We start from the raw sequence: 18425 nt of genomic DNA on the forward strand, positions 1-18425 counted from the left end.
TAGGAATTACAAATTGGTAGAAAGTAGCATAAACAGTATTTGCCAGTGTAAGTATAATAAATAATCTTGTTTAGCGATCGCTTTAGGTAATCTCAGTTAAACTTTAGGAACTCTTCAAAGGATTTCCAGCAAAAATTACCTGGCAAGAGTTGATTAATGTCTAAATAATTGAAAGGGAGTATAACACTCCCCGTGATTATTCGTGCAGCGAGTTGAGAGTGCATGAGCTACTGCTTAAATCCTACCTGTTCCAATCCAGAAAATTTGGTGTATGGCCAAAGGTGTCAGTCTTGTGGCTCGCAACTACTGTTGCGCGATCGCTATCAGGTGATCAAACCATTAGGTCAGGGTGGCTTTGGGGCGACCTTCCTAGCCAACGATCAAGGCTTACCAGGAGAACCGAGTTGCGTAATCAAACAATTACGCCCATCAGGAAGCGCCCCACACGTTTTACAGATGGCCAGAGAACTCTTTGAACGAGAAGCCAAAACTCTAGGTAAGATTGGCAATCATCCCCAAGTACCAAGATTGTTAGACTATTTTGAAGATCATGAGCAATTCTACTTGGTTCAAGAATATATCAGTGGTGACACCTTGCAAGAGGAGGTCAAACTTAACGGCATCTTGAGCGAAACCGGAGTCAAGCAGTTTTTGAGCGAGACTTTGCCACTGTTGCAATACATCCACGATCAAAAGGTGATTCACCGTGATATCAAGCCAGCCAACTTAATCCGCCGCACTCAAGATGCCAGAATGGTACTTATCGACTTTGGTGCCGTCAAAAACCAAATCAGCCAAGGTGCGACAGGTCCATCAGGACAGACAGCATTAACTGCGTATGCAATTGGTACTCCTGGTTTTGCACCTCCAGAGCAAATGGCTATGCGTCCAGTCTATGCCAGTGATATTTATGCATTGGGGGTAACATGCATTTATTTACTGACTAGCAAAACTCCTAAAGATTTAGATTACAATCCCAACACTGGCGAGATGATGTGGGAGCAGCTTGTGCAAGTGAGCGATCACTTAAGAAATGTGTTGCGAAAAATGTTAGAGGTGTCTGTACGTAATCGCTATCAGTCAGCGGCAGAAGTTCTCAGAGCATTGGAAATAGAACCATACTTAGATAGTTTAGCAAAGGGTTTGCTGATTAAATCTGATAATGGATCTAAAGAGCGAACACATAATCACCTGGAAAATTCTGCTGTTTTATGTAACAACCCTGCTGCTACCAGCACTGGAGTGGCACAGGTAGCGGCAGCGATTCGTGCTAGACGAGCCAAGGCAGCGGAAGCTGCGGGATCGCACCAGGGTTCTGGGATGGCCAAATCAACGACTTTCAGTAGCAACAGCAATGGTTCACAAGCTCAAAATTCTAAAGTTGGGCGGAAGTTAGATACCCAAGGTTTATTAACAGCTTATCTGAAGGGAAGACGAGATTTTGCCTTACACAATTTAAATTTGCTAAATCTGCAAGGTGCTGATTTATCTCAAACAAATTTCCATTCTGCTCAGTTGCAAAAAACCAATCTTCAGGGCGCTAATCTTCACAATAGTGACTTTGGCAGAGCCAGTCTTACTCGAGCAAATCTTAAGGATGCTAATTTGAGCAAAGCATACTTTAACCATGCTGATTTAGAAGGAGCAGACCTACGAGGTGCAGACCTTAGCAATGCTTATCTCAGCAATGCTAACCTCCGAGGAGCTAATCTGTGTGGTGCTAATCTCACCAGTGCCAAAGTTTCCGATGAGCAGCTAGCACTAGCAAAAACAAATTGGATGACCGTGCGCCCCAATGGCAAACGAGGCTTGTTGTGATTTTAAAGTGTGAACTACCCTAACCTATAGACGGATGGAGTTTCCCAATTCATCGGGAATAGTCTCTCTTGTCGCCGTAGTTCTATACGAATTCCTATATTAGATTCTAAATTATCCTGATGGATGAATCCTTTTTATTGAAATCAATTATTTTAGATTAGCAGAATAGCTTCAACCTCCCTGCTTTTAAGTTATCCAGTTTTATTAACAAATTTAAAACACTTATTTTACAAGAATCACAAGGCTGAACTTTATCTTTCTTATATCTAGGGAAATTAGCCCTGATTCTTCTCGATAAAAACTTATCATTTATTCAGACTTGACCAAATATGTATAATACTTAGGTTGAGCGATAGCCATCACTCGCACTAATATTAATAAATATCTAAATATCTAGCAAAAATACGCAGATGATTGTCAATTCTTTATGAAATCTTTATGATTTTTGTCTGTTACAAATAACAAATGATTATTTACAATAAACAATAAAGAATCATAATAATTTTCTAAAGGTATTTACATGCTTTTTATGTCTATAAAGAACAGGGAATATCAAATCTAAAATTTGTAAAATAAAATGATCCGAAACCACTAAATTTTTCAGATGGCAGTAAAAAGCAAAAAATCAATTATCCCTGATTGTCGGCTGGAGATGTATATTACAACCGAAATCAGGTAGTATAAGGTTTACGTATAATGACTGACTTTGCACAAACAGAAATAGAACGGCGATTAACTTTATATCAAGTATTCCTCAAGTTGTATGAACACCACAGCAGCCTTCTAGATGAAATTCTTCAGCTAGAAAACCTATCTCAACCGTCGTTGAAGAGAGTCAAGGCGGGTTACGTACATGGTGTAGTGGATAATGCTGCTGTTTATTTGATGACTAACTTGGGCGACAATCAGACTCAGAGTTTACGACAGCCACAACAAATCTGGACGATAGGTCGTAATCGCACCAGTGGTATTTGCATTGCTGACAATCATCTGTCTCGTCGCCACGCTGCTATTCAGCATATTGACGAGCAAGGCTTTTACTTAATTGATTTCAACAGTACCAATGGCTCGTTTGTGAATGGTAATCGCGCTGTTAGGCCGATCAAGCTCAAAGATGGCGATCGCATCCGTCTAGGAAATATGACTTTTGATTTTTTCGTGACTTATACCTGCCGCGTTCTGCCAACTGTTGCAATGGATTTATTGATGCAGCTTGTGTATCGAAAGAATAATCATACAGTAGACATACTTACTTATTCCCAGAATAGACAAAAACCTCTAATTGAAAAACCAGATTCTAATTTAGAGGCTTTCAGAAATTTTGGAATAGTTGAGAACCTTGAAAATTTTTATGACAACTTCAGTTCAGAACAGAAATCAGAAATTTTAGACCGCCTGTTTACCACACAAATACCCTCTAATCCCAGCCAGCTAAAAAATTGGAACTTCTAGCAGTTTTCAATTGCTTCAGGAGTGCTGTTAGCGGTAGCATGACATTTAGTCTGTTAGTCTGTGCTGAGTAAGAAGGAAGTTTGCTAAGGCAGACAAATAGTGAAAGTTAAAAGGGAATTCGTCAAAATATATAAAAAAAATTAAGAATGTTATTAAATATCATAGCAATCATTTTGGAGTGGCATCTCTAGCTCACAATAAAAAGAAAGCGATTTAGGGATTGAGTGAGTAAGTTATGCTCTATCCTGGCAGCAGGAGGATACTCAAAGTCTACCAGCAGTAGCAACAAGAGCAGTAATAGTGATTTACTCCAGTTATGTGGCTCACCGCTATGCGTCTACGGCAAAAAAACCCCCAGTGGGTGTTAACCTACTAGGGGAGTTAGTTATCAGGGTGCATCTACCAATTAAGTGTTCTCAGTTTGAAGACCATACTCCGGATAAATTTGTACAAAGGTCAGTTATTTTTTAAATAAAAAAACCCCCAGTGGGTGTTAACCTACTAGGGGAGTTAGTTATCAGGGTGCATCTACCAATTAAGTGTTCTCAGCTTGAAGACCATACTCCGGATAAATTTGTACAAAGGTCAGTTATTTTTAAATAAAAAAACCCCCAGTGGGTGTTAACCTACTAGGAGAGTGAGTTATCAGGGTGCATCTACCAATAATGTTTTCTAGGGGCAGCCAGTATCTTCCGGGAAAAATGAACTAAATTAGGGTTAATGGCGATGTCTATAACGGACTGTGACGCTCGTACCTCTATGAAGAAGCAAGCTAGGCGTAGTTTCTGTGAGAGGAAAAGACTTGCTAGCAGTTATCTCCGAGACGCACTCGCGATCGCTATTGGCAACGCAACTAGTAGAAAAAACTCCCAGTCGGTGTTAACCTATCAGGTGAGTGAGTTATCAGGGTCAGTTATTTTTTTTAATAAAAAAAACCCCCAGTCGGTGTTAGCCTACTAGGGGAGTGAGTTATCAGGGTGCATCTACCAATAATCTTTTCTAGGGGCAGCCAGCATCTTCCGGGAAAAATGCACTAAATTAGGGTTGATGGCGATGTCTATAACGGACTGTGACGTTCGTACCTTTATGGAGAAGCAAGCTACGCGTAGCTTCTCTGAGAGGAAAAGAGTTGCTAATATTTTTCTACGAGACGCATTCGCGTTCGTTATCGGTGACGCAACTAGAAAAAACCCCCAGTGGGTGTAACCAACCAGGGGAGTGAGTTATCAGGGTGCATCTACCAATAATCTTTTCTAAAATAAATGGGTCGCTACCGGATAAATTAGCAGAGGTTGAAGTTGTTACTGTTTGTCGATCAAAGAAAAACCTCAGAGGGGTTAGTTATCAGGACAGACCTACCAATTAAACGATCGGTGCGCTGCTTTACAAAATGGGTGTGTCAAGGTTAATCGATAGCACTCAATTTTCATAAAAAAACCCCCAGTCGGCATTAGCCAACCAGGGGAGTTAGTTATCAGGGTGCATCTACCACTTAAATGTTCTAGGTTTAACCACCATGCTCCGGATAAATTTATTAGAAAATTGATTGTTGTCGTGTGTAAAAAAAATAAAAGTGGATATTAACTCAATTAGGGAAGTTAAAGATCGAGGGACATCCATCTATTAATCAAGTATTCTAGGATTAAGCACTATTTTCTGGTAGAGAATATCTGCGTCAGAAGTTGCTGTTGTTTGCCAAAAATAAAAAAACCCCCAGTGGGTGTTAGCCAACTAGGGGAGTTGAAGATCAAGGTGCATCTACCAATTAAGTGTTCTAGACCCAGGTAATCCGATCCGGATAAAGTTGTAGAGGCAGAAAAACCAAAACGACACCGAATCAGAAACATTCAGGGGCGCGATGCATCTAAATTATCAGAGGAAGCGAAAAATCGACTTGAAACTTTCGCGTTTCAAACCAGATTTAGGAGGCGGACAGGAGAAGTTGTGACCCAGGAATTCCATATTTCCGTAACCCCAGTAGGGCAAAATGACTACTTGGTGCGGACGGAACAAGTAGCGCCTGGGGTACCATTGGCAGAAGAATTGGTGACTTGGCCTATAGCTGATTGGTTGATGGCTGCTGGGCATTTGATGAATGACCCGTTGAATTCGGTGTTGCAAGGAGATCCATTTACCTCTGGTGGACATGAAAGCGATATCGCCAGAAACTCTGTGAATTTGGTGGCGTTGGGTCAACAATTTTATAACGCGCTATTTCAAGGCACTCTCAGAGATAGTTGGATTACTGCCCAAGGTATTGCCCAGAACCATCAACAAGTACTACGGTTACGTTTGGGGCTAAAAGACACTAGATTAGCTCGTTTGCCTTGGGAAGTAATGCACGCAGGCGATCGCCCTCTGGCTACTGGGCCTTATGTGGCTTTTTCTCGCTTCCAAAGTGGAATTTTGGGGGCTTCTCCTTTGCGATCCCTGCGGGGGGCTACGCCTACGCAAAATATGCCCACACCCCTAGAACAAGGTGGTGTCAAAGTATTAATGGTAATTGCTTCTCCCTCAGATCAAGTCCGTCTTGACTTACAGAAGCAAGAAGCAATTAAACTGCAAGCTGAACTTCACCGTCAAACGTCACGACCTGGTGAAAGTCGCAATCGTTTCCCCGAAATTGAACTCACTGTATTAGACCAACCAGGACGCGAAGAACTGACGCAAGCCCTAGAACAAGGCAGATACCACGTTCTCCACTACTCTGGTCATAGTAACTTAGGTGGAAATGGCGGAGAAATTTATCTTGTTAGTCGCAGAACTGGCTTAACGGAAATCTTGACTGGGGACGATTTGGCAGGTTTGCTTGTCAACAATAACATCCAAATGGCAGTGTTTAATTCCTGCTTGGGCGCGTACACAGCGGCGTCCAATCCCTCTGGAGATACTGGCGAACGAAACTTAGCAGAAAGTCTCGTTAAGCGCGGAATTAGAAGCGTTTTGGCGATGTCAGAAAGGATTCCTGATGAAGTGGCGTTGACGCTCACACAATTGTTTTACCGCAACTTAAGTCAGGGATATCCAGTAGATTTGTGTGTAAGTCGGGTGCGCCAAGGATTAATTTCTGCCTATGGTTCTCACCAGATGTACTGGGCATTACCGATTTTATATCTTCAGCCAGAATTTGACGGTTTTCTGAGTCAGGAAACTGAGGTATCCGCAAGTAGAGAGTCGCTGAATCAGTATAGTTCGCCTTTAGGGGTAACTTCCACGATGTACCCTGGTATGCCTGATGATAGCGAGATGCCTTTAGGAATGGAGGATATGATTCCTACTGGTTTGACGCGTGACTCTTCTGGGTTGGACTGGCTGGGTGAAGATACTTGGGGCGATCTGGTTGATGAAATTGAGTATGATGACCCAAGCTATGAAGAAGATTCTGCGATAGTTTCGGATTTGTTTCGTCAGTTAGATAACCAAAAACCTACAACTGAACCGGATCAACAAATTCGCGAAAATAGTCTTCACCAAAGCCAGATTTCAGAGGAAATGACTTCCTCAGAAGAGTCAGCAGATTTGTGGGGAGAAGTTCCACCACCGCCACCTCCGACTCCTGGAAACCTTGAAGAGAATTGGCGAAATTCTAATTTTTCGCAATCGCAACCACCTCCACCAAGAAATCGTACCCGTCGCCGCCAGATGTGGCCGATTGTGGGTGTTGTGGGGATCAGTGCGATCGCCGCTGCGATCGGTTTAAATTGGTGGTGGCAAAATCGCCCCCAAGCACTGCCTAATATTCCAGTAATTCCCACCCAGTCTCTACCTGATTCTCGATCGATTCAAAAGCAGCCGAACATTGATTTAGGAATAGAAGCGACTGGAATTGTCACCGCTACTGCTACGGAAAAATTGAGCCAGGGTGATTTGCAAGGTGGGTTATTGGCTGTAGAAGAATTACTCAATCGGGGCGCACTGGCTGCGGCTGAAACTTCCTTAAAACTAATTTCCAGTAAACAAGCTGACGATCCATCTGTAAACTTTTACAAGGGACGATTGGCGTGGCAGTCTATCCAAACTGGAGACAATAACTATAGCGTCGATGATGCCCGCCGTTATTGGGAAACTGCTGCCAAAGCTAAACCCGAATCGCTTTTATATAATAACGCTTTGGGATTTGCCTACTACACAGAAGGCAATCTGAATCGCGCCAATGATTCTTGGTTCAAGGCTTTGAATTTAGCTCTCAAAGAACAGAACACAAATTCAACATCCAGAAATACAGCTGTTCCTCAAGATGCTTTAACTTCTTATGCTGGTTTAGCTCTTGGACTGTATAAATCTGCACTTAGTCAATCTAATGGTAAGCAGACGCAATATCTGAATGAAGCGATCAAGTTGCGGCAAACGGTTCTCAATTCCGATCGAGAAAATTTCCAGGTAGATAAATTAACTAAAAATTGGCTGTGGACGGAGAAGGCGATGCAAGATTGGCGATCGCTCCTTCAGGAAAAAGGCGAAGAACAGTAGGGGTGTAGGGGCGCAAGGCTTTGCGCCCCTACGTACCCTGCAGGACGCTTACGCGAACGCGGAACGTCCCGCAGGGATGGGATATTTTTTTTACTGGAAGTCCCTAATTGTTTTTGACTCAGAAAAGGAGGCGATCGTAAAATAGCAAAAGTAGATTAGTTAAAGTAATTTTAATTGCTAAATTTTTCGTGATTTAGGATATAGCCAAAAGCTAAACAAGCGTTTCAATCCCTAATAGGGATTTTGATGAATTGCAATTGAAATAAGATTGCTTCCCATTTTTCTCTATCTTCGTTTCAATCCCTAATAGGGATTTTGATGAATTGCAATCCATATTGTTGTGTCCTTGTGTAATTGTTTTCCCGTTTCAATCCCTAATAGGGATTTTGATGAATTGCAATTCCAAAAAGTTCCTTCCTTAGCGTGCATCGGTGCGTTTCAATCCCTAATAGGGATTTTGATGAATTGCAATGGCGCAAGCCCGGAAGCCAAGCTGTATTTAGTTTTCAAGGTGCGGTTGCGCGATTCTGGAGCAATCATAGCATTAGAGAATTCCTTTGGGAAGAGTGCCGGGAAAAGTTAAAGGCTGACACGCTAGTTTTTGTAAGCATTTCAGAGATTGCGCGGATGATAATTGGGTAATGAGTGGGGTGAAATGCTTGCTGGTATTGAGATAGAAGCAATTTTTTGGGGTGTGGAATTTGTACACCTACCCATTCGCGCATTTGACATACAGAAACTCTGTGAGATATGCGATCGCTAAAAATAATCTAATGGTGATGGGGGGCGCGATCGCTGTCTTCGGAGCCAGAAATCCCAGTCTTTATATACTTATAGCCTCCCACATCACACGCAAAACTTGTAATATTAGTCTTGAGATTCCTCAGAGATAGATTCTGATTCGGTTTCAAGTTCTTCTGTTGTAACTTTGGGGGCTGGAGGTTTAACGGGTTTTGGACCACGCGCTAGTGCAGGATTCACTGGTTGTCTGCCTTCATCCCTATATGACGATCCTTTTTTTCCTTTGTCAGACGAGCGATCGCGGCTCGGTTTTGAGCTTTTGGGGTTGGATTCAATAGGGGTTACAGAATCCGAATTTTCGGAATTGCTGTCAGTGCTTCCTTGAGACTGACGTTCCGATTTCTTAATTGGACGTTCTACCATTGTTGATTTTTGTAAATTTATCTGTATGGTACATCGGTTTGGTGACTGTCAGACTGTCGAGTAGCATTTTTAAAGATTTTATCGAACAGAATTCAGGAGTCAGGAGCCAGAATGGGCTAAACGCCCCGCTACCGCTAACAGAATGAATTTTGTACGACTGGTGGATGAATAACCGGGTTTAAGACCCCATCAAATCATAGATTTCGTGGTCTTGAATCAGTCGCGGGTCGAAATCGCCGAATGATTGATTCTGACTCCTGAATTCTGAATTCTGAATTCTGTTTATCAATTAACTCACTAAATTAAAAAATGGGTGCGTTACCGATAGCTAAACGCACCCGACAACTATTAAACAAAATCAGGTCGTGCTTGTTGCCTTGATTTGAACTTTTCCTCTAAAACTGCCCAATTTTCTTGCTCAATTAAGTTAGTCAACTCATCGAGGTTTTGACGATATTGTTGCAGCGATCGCAGTAATGCTTGACGATTATACCGCGCCATCATTACGCCCAACTCTGGATTCCCGCCACCCACACGACTAGTATCCCGAAAACCTGAACTAGCTAACTTTTGGGCTAATTGCAAAACATCGGGGTCAGTTTCGCTCAAACAAGCAGCAATCAACGAGGAACTGACCATCACCGGTAAATGGGAAATCCAACTCACAGCGCGGTCATGTTGTTCTGGTTGACAATAATAGATATTAGCTCCGAGCGATCGCACAATTTCTTCCACAACTGTAATTGCACTAGTTGGGGTTGTCGTTATCGGTGTTAATACGTAAGGTTTATCAACAAATAAATCTCGCTGTGCAGCTTCTATCCCACTGTCTGTTCTGCCCGCCATTGGATGACCACCAATAAAATTATCCCAAAGGGGAGTAATATCCTTAACTATCTGTGCTTTCGCTGAACCTACATCAGTGACAACTGTAGCGGTAGGCAAATGAGCGATTAACTGTTCAAATTGGGGCACAATAAGGGCTAGAGGTGTACAAATAAATACAACTTCTGCGGTTGCTAACAGGCTCAAATCGACTGATGCTTCATCAACGCTGCCCAGGGTAACTGCCTTTTGACAGGTAGCTTCACGGCGACTAACTCCTAAGATATGATGTCCTTGCGATCGCAAATCAAAGCCCAAAGATCCGCCAATCAGTCCCAATCCTAAAATCCCAATATTCATTTTTGATTTTGACATTCCGTTTTTTATGACTTTACCAACTATTAAAGTTGGCATCCAAGGGGTAGCATCGATGACTGTAGAGGAATTACTGGAACAATACGCAGCAGGAGTCTTAAACTTTAGTGGTGTTGACTTCCCAGAAGCCAATCTGAGTGGAGTAAAACTTAGTGGCATAAATCTGAGCGATGCTAATTTGAGTATAGTCAACCTGAGTGGCGCAAATCTGAGTGAAGCTAATTTGAGCAATGCCAAGCTGAATATAGCCAGACTGAGTGGTGCGAATCTATGCAGCGCGATCCTCAACAACGCTAGTCTCAATGTCGCTAATTTGATTCGAGCGGATCTCAGTCGCGCTCAACTCAGAGGAGCGTCATTAATCCGCGCCGAGTTAGTTCGCGCTGACCTCAGTCGCGCTGACTTATTGGAGGCCAATCTCACCAGTGCTGATTTGCGAGAGGCGACACTCCGCCAAGCGAATCTCCGTCACGCTAACTTGAGTGAGACTATCTTGAGAGGTGCTTCCTTAACCGGAGCCAACTTGGAGATGGCTAACTTAAACGCCAGTGATCTCAGTCGTTCTGATTTGAGTGGTGCAAATTTGCGAGATACCGAACTCAGACAAGTTAATTTCAGCCATGCTAATTTGAGCGGGGCAGATTTGAGTGGTGCAAATCTTCGATGGGCAGATTTGAGCGGTGCAAATCTCCGGTGGGCAGATTTGAGCGGCGCAAAATTGAGCGGGGCAGATTTGAGCGGCGCAGATTTAAGCAATGCCAATTTAACAAATACAAGTTTAGTCCACGCCAATTTAACTCAGGCAAAATTAATTAGAGCAGAATGGATCGGTGCTGACTTAACTGGAGCAACTTTAACTGGAGCCAAGCTTTATGCCACTTCCAGGTTTGGTTTAAAGACTGAAGGTATGGTTTGTGAATGGGTCGATCTTAGCCCAAATGGCGATCGCTCCATTGTCCAAAACTTCCATTCTGAAGAGTCACGAGATTTTTTTAACGAAACACCGCCAACAATTCGGATTATTGTTGATGCAGCCCTAGAACACGAAGCCAATTTTGCGATCGCAGGCGCTTACTACCAAATTGCTCAAGAATATCGAGGGCTGAAACAACCTCCAAGCATCGAAAGTGGTCGTCGCCGGACTATTTTCACCTTTCATGTAGATAGTGACGAAGCATTATTTCTCACTGCTTACATTGTCATTCTTCCCTTTCTAGATGCAGCATCTACCCAAAAGAATATTTCTAGCATTGTGGAAATGATTAACAGTGAAGTTGTTGCAAATCAAGACTTCAAATTGTCTCATATAGTAAAACAATTAAATACTCTTTTAGAACAAGCTATAAATCAGGCTACAACAATTAAACAGACGAAAAAAAATATCGAAGTAGCTGCAAAGTTAAATTTTTGTAAAGCCCCAACCCAAATAGTTTTAACGAATTCCAGCGCCCACACTTTGATTCTTTATGACCATCCCAACTTTGGGAAAAGATTTATTAATCGTTCTGTTCTCAATGCTTCAGCTTATGATATGTCCAGTGATTCAACAAAAAATATATTACCTTCATTAGATATAATTATAGATTTTGTCAAAGGATTTCATTATATTAGTCATTAGTTATAGGGCATAGACATCTGACCAAATGACAAATAACAAAAAACAAAATTTTGGAGGAAAAAATGCGCGATACCTTTAATAAAATGATTGGTCGAACTCGCTATGTAGTGTTTCGCCTATTTCTGCACTTAGGGGGAGGCGAAGTAGCGCCAATTTTGGGAGTATTGAATAGTGCTGGACGGGATGCGATCGATGCCGATGGCGATGGCGATTTAGAAGTTTTAGGAGAAGGATTGGTAGAAATCAGCCAAACCCTACTGCAATACGATGAATATTGGCTTTCTGCTGCTAACGAAGGTGACGTATTTTTTAATGAGGGCGAGGCGGGGGATTATGTGAATGAATTATTTACTGACTCTGCCGAAAGATATCTCAGCGAACCAAATTACAGTTCTGACTCTGGATTGAATGAACCTTTATCTATACCTGTAACTCGCAACATTATTGTGATGATTACAGTAGCTTATGAAGGAGAAGTACCAGATTTGGAAACCGATCTTTCTAACGTTCAGGCGCTAAAAGAAGGATTGAAAGCATTGATCAATTTGCATTATAAACATAGATTAAAGGCAATCCAAGTACATTTCTCCCCAGCACAGTTAGGCGATGAACTCACTAGCGATCAACTGTTGCAATATTACCCAGAATTAATTCCTTTGTAATCTGTTGGGTAGTCCGTACTTACTACTCAGATGATAAATTGTTAAGCTCAGAGATAGGACAATAATCCAATGATCATGACCATAGTACGTAAATTTACAGCCGTTTTTTTAGCTCTGAGTTTGTGTATCACAACTGTTGCTTGTGGTGGCGAGAACCAAAGTACTCCTCCAGCTAAGAACGTTAGCCAAACTTCTACTAATACAAAGTTGAGTGATGGAGAGTATCAAATACAACAAGCGACTTATGACGATGCAACTGGTGAGTACAACCTGTTTTTACTAAACAATAAGCCTCCAACCTTTTCAACTGAAAATTTGCAAATGGCGCGGTTAACTGACGATCAAATTAAGGAGGGTAAAAAAACCTATCTGAAGGTAGAAAAAGGACAACCGATTTTATATCTGACGGAAGACTTTAAACTTGAGTACGTCCACAACGTTACCGAGAATAAAACCAATCCCCAAACAGGACAACAAGAGACGGTTGTAGTCCGTCGAGAAAATAGCTTCTGGGCACCATTTGCTGGGTCTGTCGCTGGTAGCTTGGCGGGACAGGCAATTGGCAGTATGTTGTTTAGACCCCAATATTATGTACCCCCTGTCTATCAATCAGGACAAGGATTAAGTGGCTTCGGAGGATATGGCGGAAGCTATGGCCAAGCAGTTCAAAACTACCAAACTCGCTATAATGCGCCACCAGCAGCCGTAACAAATCGGACTGCGTTCCGCAATACAGGAACAATTAGAAGGTCATATCCTGGAAATACAAATATACGCAATACACCGCGTAGCACTACAGGTAATAACCGTCCTTCTGGTTCTGGTTTTGGTGGTAGCACATTGCAACCCTCTGGTAGAGCCACTTCACCTAGACGCAATTCTGGCAGTGGTTTTGGTAGTGGGCGTAGTACAGCACCCCGCCGCTCAAGTGGTTTTGGCAGCAGACGCCGTTAATCAATTCCAAGTTTAATAAATAGACTGCCTAACAAGTAAAGGTAGATTGTACATAAAGAAGCCGGAGGGGAATAAGTTATACCTCCGGCTTCTCTTTAATTGATACTAAAAAACGAAACCAAATAACGGTATAGACATCAAGCACTTGTAGAGTTACTGCAAGAGCAATAGGTAATAATTCCCCACAAAAACACTGTCAACAGCGATAACGTTAGCCCTAAGCGCCACCGACCAAAACTTTAATGTAGTAACATTAGAATAGCCAAAAAGTAGGACTGATAAGTAAGTTATATCTAATTTAAATATCTAAACATTTTATCAAACTCTTATCGACAAAATATATTAATAGTTTAGTTAATGCAAATTCAATATAAAATAATCAATTTATCTAACTCAATTTATTATTCGTAGCCCGAAGAGGTTTTTTTGTGTTCACGTAAAATTTTTAATTTGCGTGTTCATTTTACATTAATCTTAAATTTCAAACTTCCTCGTAAATGTATACTTTATCTCGGTGTTACTTTATAATACAACTATGGGGATTATACCCATAATCAGCTTAGTAATCTTTACGACTGCCTTATCAAGTTACTTATTGCTGACCTCAAGAGGTCGATTTTTGCTCAAATCTTTGGTGACAAAAATAAAGCGGCAAGAGTGGAAATTCAGATATGGCAAACCTAATTACTTAAGATCGAGATTTTCAAGGACTACAACAATTGCTGCCATTATTCTGGCAGCAGTAATAGCCGGAAATACTGTATCAGCAAAGGTTACAGGCCCGCCTCCAGTTTCGCTCAAGAGCGTATCGGTTCCAGAACCTGACAATCTTGGAGACTTCGTAAAAGACAAAACAGCTGCAATCAAGTTAGGAAAGACTTTTTTTTGGGATATGCAGGTTGGGAGCGATGGAAAGACCTCCTGTGCTAGTTGTCACTTCCACGCGGGAGCTGACAATAGATCCAAAAATCAGATTGCTCCTGGGCTTTTGCGGGTCAACGCCGATGGTACAGAGAATCCAGATTCAGTTTTTAATGTTGGCGCACTACCAAACTATCAGCTCAAACCAGAAGATTTTCCCTTCCACAAGCTGTCAAACCCAAACGATCCTACGACTATTGTATCTGATCGTAACGATGTCAGTTCTTCTCAGGGGATCTTCAATACGAAGTTTGTGGATGTCACACCTGGGAATGCAGAAGACAAAGTTACCACCGAGCCAGATCCGGTGTTTAACGTGGGAGGTATCAATGTGCGACGTGTCGAGCCGCGTAACACGCCAACTGTGATAAATGCCGCATTCAACTTCCGCAACTTTTGGGATGGCAGGGCACAAAACATCTTTAATGGGGTGAATCCCTTCGGTTTAAGAGATCCAAATGCGGCTGTCGTCAAGGCAGTAACCCCAAATAGTCTAGAATTTGTGAAAGTCAGCCTGAAGAATTCGTCTTTGGCATCCCAAGCAGTTGGGCCGCCACTCAGTTCCTTTGAGTCGTCCGCAGATGGTCGCACTTTTCAAGAAATTGGTGATAAGTTCGGGCGAATTGACAGAAGATCCCTCAGCGTTGGTAAGGGTAAAAAGCTCCCCCGAAAACTAGCGAAAAAGTTATTACCTCTTAGACCATTAGGTAAACAGCTTGTTCATCCACAAGACAGCGTTTTAGGTAAAGATAGTAGATCGCCTAAACCTGGAATTAAAGATAGAACCTACACTCAGATGATTGAAGATGCCTTCAAGCCGGAGTGGTGGAAGTCTAATCGACTCATCCAAGTTGACTCTGAAGGTAGACGGACTTTTGTCAAGAGGCCCGATCGCTCCTTGCAGACTAATGAGTATACATTGCTAGAGTACAACTTCTCGTTATTCTTTGGGCTGGCAATTCAGTTGTATGAGTCTACACTCATTGCCAATGATACGCCCTACGATCGCTACTTGGAAGGAAACACCAGTGCCTTAACCGCGCAGCAGCAACGAGGAAAAGGACTGTTTGAGGGTAAAGCTCTGTGTATTGGTTGCCACAGCGGATTAGAATTAACCACGGCTTCAGTAAGCAGCGTGGCTAAAGACGGACGAATCAAACGTGCGCCGTTCCCTCCAAACTCCCCTGAAGACAATGGTTTCTTCAATATCGGTGTCAGACCGCCCACAGACGACCCTGGTTTGGGTGGTCATGACGGTTTGCCGGGTAGTAATCCGCTTTCAGAGGCACGATTGGCTCAGTTGGGTAAATTTAAGGATCTCCTGGGCGAAAACCCCCCAACTCTTAGTCCACCGTTGAATTCCAGTGAAACTGTGTTTGCAAACGGAGCTTTCAAAGCACCTGGACTTCGTAATGTCGAACTAACTGCTCCCTACTTCCACAATGGAGGTCAGGCAACTCTAGAGCAAGTGATTGATTTTTACAATCGGGGTGGTGATTTTGGAGTACTTCCACCGCTAAATCTGTCACCAGTAGAAAAACAGGAATTGGTCGCCTTTTTAAAAGCGCTGACTGATGACCGAGTTCGGTTTGATAAAGCGCCCTTTGACCATCCACAATTGTTTATCCCTAATGGACATGTGGGTAACACTAATTACGTTGTCAATGACGGTACTGGTAAAGCTAAAGATGACACAGTGGAAATTCCTGCTGTTGGTAGGAGTGGTAATAGTGGTACACCAAATTTCCTGCGTTAATCTCATTTCACGACGAAATACCTAAATACAGATAGATATGTAGGGACGTATATCTGTACGTCCCTATTTTTACGATTTGGTGCAATTACGGAGTTCGTAGTGAGGGCTTTAGCCCTCAAGCCAAGGACTAAAGTCCTTACTACGAACTTATTCACCTTACTCAATGCTGAGTAGTGAGTACCTTGGCTTAGAGTAAATTACTCAATACTCAGCACGGGCTAAACGCCCCGCTATCGCTAACAGCACTCTTCAAAATTGATGTGGTGGACTAGTAGTTACGATCGCTTAATTAACGAGTGCGTAGGCGTAGCCCGCCGGAGGCATCGCCAAGTATTGGTTGTATATTGCTAACTTTGGTATTGTCTAGGTAATTATAGACTCTTCTGGAAACTTCACGGACAAAATCTCCGGCTTTAGGATCGTAGTTTGGTCTTTGTACCAAAACACCTGCTAAATAGCTTTTGCCGTTGGGCATTTGAATAATACCCGCATCACCAATGATAAATCTCAATGTACCAGTTTTGTGGGCGATGGTTGCTCCTTGTCCGATACCTGCTGGTAGTAAACTATTGGTTTTGACACGGCGCATAATGCCTAAAACTTGATTGCGGCTAGTTGGGGATAACAAACGATTATTAGAAACTAACGCCGCCAACCTGACTAAATCTTTGGAACTAGTTGTATTTGTGCCACCGATGTCTGGAAGGAGATTCCGAAGTGCTGTATTTTGCAATCCCCAGCTACGAAAACGTTGACTAACTTTTGCTGCACCACCCAAGCGATCGAGAACTAGATTTGTGGCGGTATTATCGCTGATTGTCATCATCAAGGTAGCAGTTTCCAAGACGCTAAATTTAGTTCCGATGGGTTTGTATTGCATAATTCCAGATTCACCCACCTTTAAATCGCGCCGCATCACTAATTTATCGGTAAGCTTAATTCTACCTGCATCTATTTCTTGGAAAAGAGCCACTAATAAGGGAAACTTGATTGTACTGGCAGCAGCAAATCTTTTTTCGCCATTAATATCTATATAGTTTCCTGTATCTAAATCTAAGAAAAATATTCCCGGATTCAATGTTTTATAACTTGCTAACAAACTGCGAATCTGAGAAGTAATACCAGCCATCTCTTGACCAAGATTCACAACTCCAGCAAATGTCGATGCATCTGTGGATCTGATGGCAATATCTTCTCGATTTTCTCCAACAAGGGGATTATTTTGGCGGTTAAATGAATTGAATTTGAAACTCCAATGCGAACGGGAATCTCCTTTAACTGATATATTTTGGGAAGTAACATCATAACCAGGAGCTAACTCGACGACAAAACGAGTGGTTTGAGAGTCTGGTTTGCCGAGGCGAATTTCTTTCACTGCCTTACCAAAACTTCGTTTGACAGTATCGGAATTAAAATTAGTTCCAGGTAAGTCAATCACTAATCGATTAGGATTATCTAATAAAAAGGCTTTTGGTTCTATTCCCGAAGTGGTAGTTAGGTCTAATTGATTTTGGCTAGAATCATAGTACCAAGACTGTAATTGTGAGGCTTTAGCTTGTCCTGCAACTAGAACCAAACTGCTTAAACTAATCGCCAGTAGATGTGATTTCATGTTGTAAATGTGGGTGTGCAAGTAAGGAGTAACTAATCAGGTTTACTTAGATTGTTTTCTGATGACTGTGCTGAACTTCCGGAGAAAAAGTCATAAATCCCGTTGAGTTATTTTTACCAGATGAGGTTTGGAATTAGATAAGCACGATAAATCATCATTACTTAATTAAAAGTAAATTGCTGACAGTTTAATTTGTGTGTGAATTGACAACAACAGAAATTGTTAATCTAGCGGAAGGACGAGCGAAGGATTAATTATGTTTCCAGCTTAGGGATTAGCAATAAATAAATTACTACTACTTGTGGGGTGGGCGACACGAGCGCCCATAATAAACAAGGGTGGACAAGATGTCCAACCCACAATACTTACAGGAGTCAATTTTTTTGAATTGGGCAAGCAGAGCATCTGGGCATAAGGAAAACTTTTTCCTATTCCCAACTCTTTACTAGCTAACGACTGCTAAAATATCTTTTTCAGAATAAGAGTGACAAAAGAGGGTTATAGCGCTTCTTGTTTGGATGCAATACATTTTGACCTCTCTCCTTTGAGGCTTACTCCCCTTCCCTCTCTTTCTCTACGAGAGGCTGTGCCAACGAGACGCTGTGCGAACGGAAGCGGCTGGGGGTTAGGTCTGTATTTCACGCAATTGAGAACCGCTATATTTGTTATTTCGGCGATCGCATTTGTTATTTCGGTGATCGCATTTGCTATTTCGGCGATCGCATTTGCTATTTCGGCGATCGCATTTGCTATTTCGGCGAACTCATTTGCTATTTCGGCGAACTCATTTGCTATTTC

The 18425-nt window shown here is 42.2% G+C and carries 13 protein-coding genes, 1 pseudogene and 1 CRISPR repeat array; of the genes and pseudogenes, 9 read left to right on the forward strand and 5 right to left on the reverse strand.

Going from position 1 to position 18425, the window contains the following annotated elements:
- Nucleotides 1–222: 222 nt before the first annotated feature.
- The 5 genes from HWQ43_RS00580 (at nucleotide 223) to HWQ43_RS00600 (ending at nucleotide 8503) form a co-directional block, all read left to right on the forward strand.
- Nucleotides 223–1818 (forward strand): serine/threonine-protein kinase, encoded by a 1596-nt coding sequence (locus HWQ43_RS00580; protein ID WP_292728825.1) that lies wholly within the window; start codon nucleotides 223–225, stop codon nucleotides 1816–1818.
- A 696-nt stretch (nucleotides 1819–2514) separates the two neighbouring features.
- The gene (locus HWQ43_RS00585) at nucleotides 2515–3270 is read left to right on the forward strand and encodes an FHA domain-containing protein (protein WP_292728828.1); all 756 of its coding nucleotides are present in this window, start codon (nucleotides 2515–2517) and stop codon (nucleotides 3268–3270) included.
- A 726-nt stretch (nucleotides 3271–3996) separates the two neighbouring features.
- Nucleotides 3997–4230, forward strand: coding sequence for a hypothetical protein (locus tag HWQ43_RS00590; protein ID WP_292728830.1), 234 nt, complete (start codon nucleotides 3997–3999; stop codon nucleotides 4228–4230).
- A gap of 984 nt (nucleotides 4231–5214) precedes the next feature.
- Nucleotides 5215–7740 (forward strand): cell division protein HetF, encoded by a 2526-nt coding sequence (gene hetF / locus HWQ43_RS00595; RefSeq protein ID WP_292728832.1) that lies wholly within the window; start codon nucleotides 5215–5217, stop codon nucleotides 7738–7740.
- A 220-nt stretch (nucleotides 7741–7960) separates the two neighbouring features.
- A CRISPR array of direct repeats spans nucleotides 7961–8212; the repeat unit is 38 nt; unit sequence CGTTTCAATCCCTAATAGGGATTTTGATGAATTGCAAT.
- Nucleotides 8213–8374: 162 nt separating this feature from the next.
- Complete coding sequence (locus HWQ43_RS00600) at nucleotides 8375–8503, forward strand: hypothetical protein (protein WP_292728835.1); 129 nt, start codon at nucleotides 8375–8377, stop codon at nucleotides 8501–8503.
- Between the two features lie 104 nt (nucleotides 8504–8607).
- Here the strand turns inward: HWQ43_RS00600 and HWQ43_RS00605 are convergent, their stop codons facing one another.
- Both HWQ43_RS00605 and HWQ43_RS00610 read right to left on the reverse strand, forming a co-directional pair.
- Entirely contained in the window at nucleotides 8608–8904 is a 297-nt protein-coding gene (locus tag HWQ43_RS00605) for a hypothetical protein (protein WP_292728838.1), read from the reverse strand.
- A 348-nt stretch (nucleotides 8905–9252) separates the two neighbouring features.
- Nucleotides 9253–10089: a prephenate/arogenate dehydrogenase gene (locus HWQ43_RS00610; RefSeq protein WP_292728858.1), complete on the reverse strand. Its 837-nt coding sequence runs from the start codon at nucleotides 10087–10089 to the stop codon at nucleotides 9253–9255.
- A gap of 70 nt (nucleotides 10090–10159) precedes the next feature.
- Between HWQ43_RS00610 and HWQ43_RS00615 the strand changes: the two genes are divergently transcribed.
- From HWQ43_RS00615 to HWQ43_RS00625, 3 genes are all read left to right on the forward strand, one after another.
- Entirely contained in the window at nucleotides 10160–11722 is a 1563-nt protein-coding gene (locus tag HWQ43_RS00615) for a pentapeptide repeat-containing protein (protein ID WP_292728861.1), read from the forward strand.
- Between the two features lie 62 nt (nucleotides 11723–11784).
- Nucleotides 11785–12384: a DUF1517 domain-containing protein gene (locus tag HWQ43_RS00620; RefSeq protein ID WP_292728841.1), complete on the forward strand. Its 600-nt coding sequence runs from the start codon at nucleotides 11785–11787 to the stop codon at nucleotides 12382–12384.
- Nucleotides 12385–12453: 69 nt separating this feature from the next.
- Nucleotides 12454–13338 (forward strand): hypothetical protein, encoded by an 885-nt coding sequence (locus tag HWQ43_RS00625; RefSeq protein ID WP_292728845.1) that lies wholly within the window; start codon nucleotides 12454–12456, stop codon nucleotides 13336–13338.
- Nucleotides 13339–13438: 100 nt separating this feature from the next.
- On the opposite strand, the pseudogene HWQ43_RS00630 reads toward HWQ43_RS00625, so the two are convergent.
- Nucleotides 13439–13592, reverse strand: a pseudogene (locus HWQ43_RS00630) (EamA family transporter); the annotation flags it as partial.
- Between the two features lie 281 nt (nucleotides 13593–13873).
- On the opposite strand from HWQ43_RS00630, the gene HWQ43_RS00635 reads away from it, so the two are divergent.
- On the forward strand, nucleotides 13874–16015 hold the full coding sequence (locus tag HWQ43_RS00635) for a cytochrome c peroxidase (protein WP_292728847.1): 2142 nt from the start codon (nucleotides 13874–13876) through the stop codon (nucleotides 16013–16015).
- 289 nt (nucleotides 16016–16304) lie between these two features.
- Here HWQ43_RS00635 and HWQ43_RS00640 read toward each other — a convergent pair whose 3' ends face one another.
- Nucleotides 16305–17627: a serine hydrolase gene (locus HWQ43_RS00640; protein WP_292728850.1), complete on the reverse strand. Its 1323-nt coding sequence runs from the start codon at nucleotides 17625–17627 to the stop codon at nucleotides 16305–16307.
- A 498-nt stretch (nucleotides 17628–18125) separates the two neighbouring features.
- The coding region (locus HWQ43_RS00645) for a hypothetical protein (protein WP_292728852.1) at nucleotides 18126–18425 on the reverse strand (300 nt) is incomplete at its 5' end.

The organism is Nostoc sp. JL31, assembly GCF_017114965.1.
GTDB classification, from domain to species: domain Bacteria; phylum Cyanobacteriota; class Cyanobacteriia; order Cyanobacteriales; family Nostocaceae; genus Nostoc; species Nostoc punctiforme_A.